This is a genomic window from Okeania sp. SIO2F4 (assembly GCF_010672385.1).
Classification (GTDB): Bacteria; Cyanobacteriota; Cyanobacteriia; order Cyanobacteriales; family Microcoleaceae; genus Trichodesmium.
This window is the reverse complement of sequence record NZ_JAAHGT010000305.1, coordinates 1-9,864: the sequence shown is the minus strand read 5'-3', so window position 1 is coordinate 9,864 and position 9,864 is coordinate 1. Positions and strand designations below refer to the sequence as shown.

Sequence of the window (9,864 nt, the reverse complement as noted above, 5' to 3'; positions counted from 1 at the left end):
GTTAACCCCTACTATATATGCTGGTTATGCGTAAGTCCTGATATAGTAATTTGAAAAACTTAACACTCTACTGGTAGTGTATCAATAGACCTCTGGTGGAAAAGAGGGAGTAGGGAGTAGGGGCGATTCGCTCTTCGCCCCTACGGGAGTAGAGGGAAAGAATTAATGATTTCTGCGTATGGGATTGACCTGACTCCTGAGTGCTCCCGAATTATTTATAACTGTTTATCCGGACATGATATAATGTATCTTTTTCGTCAAATAGACATGGACGATCAAGTCTTTTAATACTGCTGATTATTTGTAACATTCTTTTTTTAAAATGGTATAACTTATATTTTACACAATTGGTAAGATAATTGTAAAGGTTGTACCTTCTCCAACTGTGGAATCACAGGTAATTATACCGTCATGTTTTTCTGTAATAATAGATTTAGCGATCGCCATCCCTAAACCTGTTCCCTTACCCACTCCTTTTGTTGTAAACCCTTGCTCAAATATTCTCTCTTTGGTCTCTGGTTTCATCCCACAACCATTGTCTTCAATCTGAATCTGCAGTTGATTATTCTCAAGTATAGAAGTTTCAATCATTATTCTATTCGGTTTCTGTTTAATCTCAGCAAAAGTTTTACCTAGAGTTGCTTCATCAAAAGCATCAATCGCATTTGCTAAAATATTCATAAATACCTGATTCAATTGCCCAGGAAAACATTCCACCTGTGGAACATCCCCATATTTTCTGACAATCTCAATTGCTGGACGTTTTTCGGTGGCTTTGGTACGATGTTTGAGAATCAGTAACGTGCTATCAATTCCTTCATGGATATTAAAAGTTGTCTTGTGTTCCTGGTCTTTGCGAGCAAAAGTTCGCAGACTACTACTAATATTACGAATCCGCTCTACTCCCACATTCATCGACCCTAACAATTTTGGCAAATCTTCACCGATAAACTCCAACTCTATTGCTTCAATCTCTTCTGCTATGACTTTAGTTGGTTGAGGATATTCTGATTGATACAAATCAATTAAACCCAGTAAATCTTGTACATATTCTTGAGCTGGCTGAATATTCCCTTCTAAAAAACCTATGGGATTATTAATTTCATGGGCGACTCCTGCCATCAAATTCCCTAATGCTGACATTTTTTCACTTTGCACCATTTGCAGTTGTGTTTTTTGTAGGTCTTGCAGTGCTTGCTCTAGAGCTTGAGATTTTTCTTTGAGAGCAGTTTCAGTTTCCTTGATTTGGGTGATATTTCGCATGATAGTCGAAAAATATTCTGCTACTCCCTCAGCAGATTTGTGAGCAATAATAATTTGGGAAACTGGAATTTCTCGTCCGGTTGAATCTATGACTGCTGTTTCCCCAAACCAACTGCCATGACTAGCAGCTATAGGAATGCCTTGGTTGAGAATGATTTTATTAGCCCACTGGGGGTGGTTTTCTGTGAGTTTAAATGAGTTTCCATCACTATGTAGTTCTGGGCGTAGTTTTTTAAATTGAGCATTCATCCATAGTACGGTGCCTTGAGTATTTGCCATACCAACATAATCAGAAGTCGCTTCTAAAATAGCAGTTAGACGTTTTTGCTCTTGTTCTAGTTGTACGCGCTCGGTAATATCCTCATAGCTACCTAAGATTCCGTATACCTCTCCAGTTTCATCACACAGTGGCATTTTGTTTGTATCTACCCAAAGTGTTGTACCATCAATCTGTTTTTGTGTTTCAATAATGTGTAATTCAGGTTGGTTAGATTCCATTACACGGCGGTCATATTCTCGAAATGAGTCAGATTCCTCTCGACTCCAAGGCAAATCGTAATCAGTTTTACCCACAATATTTTCAGGAGAATTGACACCTGCCATTGTGGCAAATTTTTGGTTGCATCCTAAAAAATTTGAGTCTCTATCTTTCCAGAAAATGAATTGTGGAACTGTATCAATAATTTTTCTTAGTAAGTTTTGTGATTGTTTGACTTGTTGTAGGGAGAATTCTGACTTCTGATGCAGTTGAGCATTTTTAATTGAGATAGCAGCTTGGTTACAAAGAAAGTTGAGTATGAGAATACGCTCTCCCGTAAATACCCCACTGGTCAGTTGATTTTGTAAATACAGAATGCCAACCAATTTTCCCTGATTTAGCATCGGTAAACATAAAATACTTTGAGGTTTATTTTGGTTAAGATATTCATCAAAAATTGGCAAGTCGGTGTCAAGGTTATTAAGAACTAACACTTCTTGAGTATTTTTAACGTATTGGATAAGTTGAACTGGTAAGCTTGTATTGTCTGATAAGGATTCAGCGCAAAGCTCGGTGCTATCTGTTGTAGCAGTAACTCTGAGCTGCCAAGTGCTATTCTCATCAGGCATGATAATGAAGCAGCGATCGCCACCAGAATTTTCCATAATAATCTGGATCAATTGATGGAGAAGTCGATCTAGTTGGATAATTTCTGAAAGTGCCTGAGAAGATTTTAACACCGAAACTAAATCAAGAGTAGTATTAATATCTGTTGTAGAAGAGTGAGCTACCGTTTGAGAAGAATGAATTGACAGTTTGGGTTGAGCAATAGTCGTCAGGGTTTCTAATAAATTAGTAAATGGGAATGCTTGCTGTAAAATAGGTTGGAGTAATTGGGGATAGCGCTTTTCTAGGTCGTCAGTTTTGGCTTTGGCTCCCCACCGAGCATAACAATAGTAAGCTTCTTGCATATAGCCTGCAGCCACTTTTTCTTTTCCCCATTCGAGGTAAAATTTAGCTGCGAGTTCGTTACCTAATGCTTCTTCTTGGAGATATTCGTTTTCTTTGGCTCCAGCAATGGCGCGGTCATACATATCCATTGCTTGAAATCGTTCTCCTAAAACTCGGTGACGTTCTGCTGCTACTAAATCATGCTTATGTTGACCATTCATCGGAGCATGATTTGCCCAGTCTTGCATTTTGTTCTGATTAGTCTCAACCTTTTCGAGGAGACTTTTCTGCACAGATGTGTCTGCATCACCATAATTAGCTAACTGAGTTAGAGAGTAATAGAAATTCCATAGATACTCATCCAAAGAAGCAGATACCCCATCCAAATAAGACTCAGCTAGTGCAGCATTGGAAAATGCTTGGGGAATATTATCGAATAAATAGCAAAGAATCAACTTATTCAGATAAACATAATGGAGTGCCGTGCGGTCATTAGCACTAATTTGAAATGGAACAGATTCAGTTTCATTATAAGCTGTTCCTATCAGTTCCCATGGAGTTTCCGACTCTCCCAACAAATTGAGAACCCCTTGTTCAAAAGCTTGATTCCAAGCCAAAGCATTTTCTTGCTTCATGGTGGCAAGAGTATGACTTACACTTGCCATTTCTTGTTTCAGAGTCGAGAGGTTATCGCCCATAAAATAAAGGTGTTTAGAGCGGTATGAGATTGCATAACCTCCAAACTGGAAATTTCCAGTCTCAACTCCAGCTTGGTAAGCTTTGAGTAATAAGGGAAGGGATTCTTTAACATGAGTTGAAAGGTGGCTGATACAAACCGCTGTAGCAAAAGTACCAAAACCATGGCCAGTTTGGGGGTTTAAATCCAATTGGCAAGCAAGTTTTCCATACTCAGTTGCTGATGTAAAGTCCTGTAATGCCAAAATACAAACCATGCCATAGGAAGAATAAATATGTGAAGAATGTAGTGTATTCCCATATTGAATAGATAACTGCATTAGCTTACAACTTACCCAAGGGAAAAGACTGGGTTTAACTTGAAAACAAGTAGGCAGTAAATTGGCTAGAATATTTACTTTGGCTAACTGCTTCCTATCCTCCATCAGGGGCAAATTAGCTAGTTCGGCAATAGCTGTACCTTCTATCAATTGGAAAATTGTTGCTAGTTCCACCTGTAAATCCTGTTCCTGAGGTGATTCGGGTACCTCAATCCCTAATAGCGCCAAGAAATCTATACCTATATTGAGAGCTGATAACTGTTGGCTTTGAGCCATCTTAGCCTGAATTTTAATTTCATGGACTTTCACCACATCCAGCAAGTCTTGACCGCGTTCGATAACTTGCTCAATTATGGTTTCCATCAATTCAAAATCACCAGTCAGATAAGCTACTTCTGCATAATTTTCATGTAATTGTAAAGCTAATGGATAATTCGTTTCCCAACTTTCTGCATCTAGTAAAGACAACGCCGTTTGAAAATATTTTAATGCTGCCCCGTAAGCTGCCGAACCCCTAGCTTTTTCTCCAGCAGAATAATTCAGTTGCATCAAATTTTCTCGTTCTTTGGGGTCAGCGATTAATTCTATGGCCTGGTTCCAGTGATTGACAATCGTAAAAATATTGCTATCTAGCTGTTCTTGAGACAGGTTTTGTGAGAGTAACCGTCCAATGTGTAAGTGGGTAGTTTGTTTTTGCCCTGACCGAATCAGAGAATAAGCTGCTTGTTGGACTCGATCGTGCAAAAAACGATAACTCACTGCCACTGACTGAGTTGTGGTTTCATAGACACCACCCTGAAAAAACTTATAACTTTGAGAAATAGGTAAAATCAAACCCTCTTGCAATGCTCCCCAAATATCTGCTGCTACATCTTCTTCTGGTTTCTCACACACCACTGCTAATGTCTGTAGGTCAAACTGATTACCAATGCAAGCAGCTAATTTCAACACTTGCTGTGTAGCTGTAAGTAATTTTTGCAACCGATGAGCCACAAATTCCACCACATCATCTGTAAGAGCTGCATCGCGCACCTTCACCAAGTCGCATTCCCAATACCCTAACTTCAAATTAAATCTAATCAATTCATCTTTATACAACCCTTTCAAAAACTGAGTTGTAAAAAACGGGTTCCCTTGAGTTTTTTGATACACTAACTCACTCAAAGGTAGAGCTAATTTTTGAGTACAGTTCAAGGTATCTGCTACCAATTGATTGATATGATTAATAGCTAATGGTTGTAAAGTAATTGTGGAAATAACTGCCTGCTCTTTTTTTAACTCAGCCAAACTCAGCATCAATGGATGAGCTGGAAATACTTCGTTATCACGATATGCTCCCAACAAGAGTAAATATCCAGTTTTTCCACCTATCATTAAGACTTTCATCAAGTTCAACGATGCTGAGTCTGCCCATTGTAAGTCATCTAAAAACATGACTACTGGATGTTCGGCAGCAGTAAATACAGCAATAAATTTTTGAAATAGTAAGTTAAAGCGATTTTGAGCTGCACTGCCTGAAAGTTGTGGTGCTGATGGTTGTTTCCCTATAATTTTTTCTAGCTCGGGTACTACCTCAATGATGACTTGAGCATTGTCTCCCAAAGCTTTGAGTATCTTTGTTTTCCAATTAGCTAACTCTACATCTGACTCACTCAGTAATTGGTTCACCAAGTCTCGGAAGGCTTGCACGAAGGCACTGAAAGGAATATTGCGATTAAATTGGTCGTATTTTCCTTTGATAAAGTAACCTCGTTGCTTAACTATAGGTTTATGCACTTCATTAACAACAGCCGTTTTCCCAATCCCGGAAAATCCTGCGACTAACATCATTTCTGCTCTTTCTTCTCCCCCCTTACCAAGGGGGGTTTGGGGGGGATTACTAACTCTCTCAAAGGCATCAAGTAGGGTTTGTACTTCCATTTCCCTGCCATAGAGCTTTTCTGGTATGAGGAAGCGATCGCTCCGATCCATTTCTCCCAACTCAAAGGATGTAATTTCTCCTTTGGTTTCTAACTGTTTTAGACATTTCTCTAGATCGTGCTTCAATCCTAAAGCACTCTGATAACGGTCTTCGGCATTTTTCCCCATCAACTTGAGGACAATACTTTCCACTACTTTCGGTAGTTGAGTTTCTCTGCGAAATTCTACTCTCCGAGCAATATGGCAATGTAATAGCTCCATCGGATCGGTGGTAGTGAAGGGTAATTCTCCGGTGAGAAGTTCAAAAAATGTTACTCCCAAAGAGTATAAGTCTGTACGATAGTCAATACCTCGGTTCATTCGACCTGTTTGTTCAGGAGATATGTAGGCGAGGGTTCCCTCTAAGAGATTGGGGTTAATAAGTTGTTGTTGTTCAGTAGGCAATAAACTAGAAATGCTGAAATCTATGATTTGAACTTGTTTGGTTTCAGGATGAATGAGAATGTTGCTTGGTTTAATATCCTTGTGGATGATGCGTTGTTGAGTTAGGTAATAGAGTGCTTCTGCTAATTGAATAGCAATATTGAGAAATTCAGTTAGAGAAAAGTCTGGCTTTTGCCAATACTCAGAGAGGGCGATCGCTCCTGAATCTGGCATCACCAAGAGGTAACTATTGCCGTAGCGTTCCAGGGCTAGAGGTTGCACAATTGCTGGATGTTCCAGATGACGGGTGACAATGTATTGGTTCCGGAATTGAACCAATTCATTGAAACTGGGGTGGGGGTTGCGTAAGACTTTGATTATTACTGGTTTGTTGTCACAGTTCCTTTGGCCACGATAGACCAGAGTGCGTGTTCCTTGGTATAAGTTTTCGCTTAGGTAGTAGTTGGGAAGGTTAAGTATCATAGTGTTGTTGATGGTGTTCAGATTTGATTTGCATAGATTGGGAGCTTTTGGTAAGATTTCACTAATAGACATCTCCAATAATAAAAACAGGAAATCAATTATCGTACAGAAATTATCAGTTCTTTCTCCCCCTACTCTGTACGGACGTTGCATGCAACGTCCCTACCTCCGACCTCCGACCTCTTTTCTGGAGATGTCTAATGACAATGACTAGGTTAAATGGGAATATCTATCATAAATTTAGTACCTTTTCCTTCTTGTGAAATACACTGTAATTGTCCTCTGTGCTGTTCTGTGACTATTTGGTAACTAATAAACAACCCCAGTCCTGTTCCTTGACCAACTGGTTTAGTAGTGAAGAAGGGGTCAAAAATACGTTGCTCAACAGTCTTACTCATTCCTGGTCCATTGTCAGCAATGGAAATCCTGATATTATACTGGTTCTGCATTTGAGTAGCGATCCTAATTTCCGGACAATCTGGTGCTTTGGAGGTAGTTAAAGCATCAATGGCGTTGGTGAGAATTTGTAGAAACACTTGATTGAGTTGACTGGCGTAACAGTTGACCGGGGGTAGTTGAGCATAGTCTTTAATTATAGCAATATCTGGGCGACAGCCACTACCTCTGAGGCGATGTTGCAAAATCATTAAGGTATTTTCTAATCCTTCATGGATATTTACCCGCTTCATACCTTGTTCGTCGAGGCGGGAGAAGTTGCGTAAACCGAGAATAATCTGGCGAATTCGAGTGCTTCCTGTTTCCATGGAATCAAATATTTTTTCTAAATCCTCACATAAAAATTCTAACTCTATCTCTTGTAATTTCTCTTCTATAGCAGCACTGGGAGCGGATAAGTTTTCTTGGTAGAGGTTGAGTAGTTCTAGTAAGTCCAGGAAATATTCGCGAGCGTGAGTGATATTACCTGAGATAAAAGTAATTGGATTATTGATTTCATGGGCAATTCCGGCTATCATTTGCCCTAAAGAAGACATTTTTTCAGTTTGAATAAGTTGAGCTTGGGTCTGCTGCAATTTTTGTAGGGTTTGTTGTAGGTGTTGAGTTCTCTGCTCAACTTTAGCTTCTAAGTCTTGGTAAAGTCTGGCGTTTTCGATGGAGATGGCTGTTTGGGCGGTCAGCAGGTTGAGAACTTCTATGCGTTCTGGAGTGAAAGCTTCTGTTGTGAAGTTGTTTTCCAGGTAGAGGATACCCATGAGTTTTCCTTGATTGATAATAGGAATGCAAAGGAGACTTTTGGGTTGTTGTTTGAGCAAGTAGGGGTCGGCACTGAAGGTATTGTTTTGTTCAAAGTTGTTGTTGAGTAGCAGAGTCTTTTGAGTCCGTTTGACGGTGTTGATGATACTGCTAGGTAGGGTTTTGCTTTCAGCTACAGGAGTAGTGGATAGGTCACAAGTCTCGTTATTGAATTGAGCCACAATTTCCCAATTGTTAGAGTTGTTTAATAATAAAACTCCTTTGTTAGCTCCGGCATTCTCAATTAGGAGTTGCATGAATTTGCACAGCAAGGCATCTAGTTCGATTTCTTCGGAGATAGCTCTGGAGGCTTTGATGGCAGATGCATAGTCTAAGAAAACAGTTGTGGTAGTGACTATATCTGAGACTTGAGTGGAGGTGAAACTGTTGTGGAAATTATGAGGTTCTCTTTTTTCTAAGATGGGGCTGAGGAGTTGGGGATATTTTTCTTCTAGTTGGTTAATCTTGGCTTTGGCTTCCCACCGAGCGTAGCAGTAGTAAGCTTCTTGCATATAGCCTGCAGCTACCTTCTCTTTCCCCCAGTCTAGGTAGAATTTAGCTGCCAGTTCGTTAGCGACGGCTTCTTCTTGGAGATATTCGTTTTCTTTAGCTCCTGCTATGGCACGGTCATAAAGCTCTATTGCTTGAAATCGTTCTCCTAAAATTCGGTGACGTTCTGCTGCTACTAAATCATCCTTATGTTGAGCATTCATTGGAGCATGAGTTGCCCAGTATTGCATTTTTTTCTGATTAGTCTCAACTTTTTCGAGAATACTTTTCTGCACAGATGTTTCTGCATCACCATAATGAGCTAACTGAGTTAAAGAATCATAGAAATTCCACACATAATTATCCAAAAAACCAGCTACCCCATCCAAATAAGACTCTGCTAGTGCAGCATTTTCCACTGCTTGGGGAATACGATCGAATAAATAGCAAAGAATCAACTTATTCAGGTAAACATAATGGAGTGCATTGCGGTCATTAGCAGCGGTTTTCAACGGGACAGATTCAGTTTCATTATAGGCTGTTCCTATTAGTTCCCATGGAGTTTCCGACTCTCCCAATAAATTTAGAATAGCTTGTTCAAAAGTTTGATTCCCAGCCAAGGTATTCTCTTGTTTCATTGTAGCAAGAGCATGACTTGCCGTTGCCATTTCCAGTTTAACGTTAGAGAGGCTATGACCCATTAAATAAAGGTATTCAGAACGCTTGCCGATAGCGAAGCCACCAAACTGGAAATTCCCCGTTTCAAGTCCAGCTTGGTAAGCTTTGAGTAATATGGGAATTGCTTCCTTAACATGAGTCGAACAGTGGTTGATACAAGCCCCTGTAACATGAGTACCGCTAACGCTATCACCTGTTTGGGGGCTTAAATCCAATTTGCAAGCAAGTTTTCCATACTCAGTCGCTGATGTAAAGTCCTGTAATGTCACACAAACTATGCCATAGCAGGAGTAGATAAATGAAGAATTTACTGTATTCCCATATTGAATCAATAACTGCATCAGCTTACAACTTATCCAAGGGAAAAGGCTTGGTTTAGCTTGGTAACAGGCAGGCAATAAATTTGCTAGAATCTTTACTTTGGCTAAGTGATCCCTATTCTCCATCAAGGGTAAATTAGCTAGATCCGCAATAGCTTTACCTTCCATCAATTGGGAAATTGCTGCTATTTCCACCTGCAAATCCTCAATTTGAGGTGATTCTGGAATCTGAATTCCTAATAAACCTAAGAAATATATACCTATTCTGAGAGCTGATAATTGTTGGATTTGAGCCATCTTAGCCTGGATTTTAATTTCATGGACTTTCACCAGATCCAGTAAGTCTTGCCCACGTTCGATAACTTGCTCAATTATGCTTTCCATCAATTCAAAATCACCAATTAGATAAGCTGCTTCTGCATAATTTTCATGTAACTTCAAGGCTAATGGATAATTCGTTTGCCAACTTTCTACATCAAGTAAAGATAACGCCGTTTGAAAATATTTTAATGCTCCTGCGTAAGCTGCTGAACCTTTAGCTTTTTCTCCTGACTTGAAATTGAGTTGAATCAAATAGTCTTGTTCTGCGGGG

General features: G+C 39.6%; 2 protein-coding genes. Both read right to left on the bottom strand.

Annotation, left to right across the window (positions count from 1 at the left end; all coding sequences use genetic code 11):
* Positions 1-339: 339 nt before the first annotated feature.
* Entirely contained in the window at positions 340-6,534 is a 6,195-nt protein-coding gene (locus tag F6K22_RS19355; protein ID WP_375340173.1) for an AAA family ATPase, read from the bottom strand.
* A 215-nt stretch (positions 6,535-6,749) separates the two neighbouring features.
* Positions 6,750-9,864: ATP-binding protein (locus F6K22_RS19350; RefSeq protein WP_293101311.1), on the bottom strand; the 3,115-nt coding region annotated here is incomplete at its 5' end.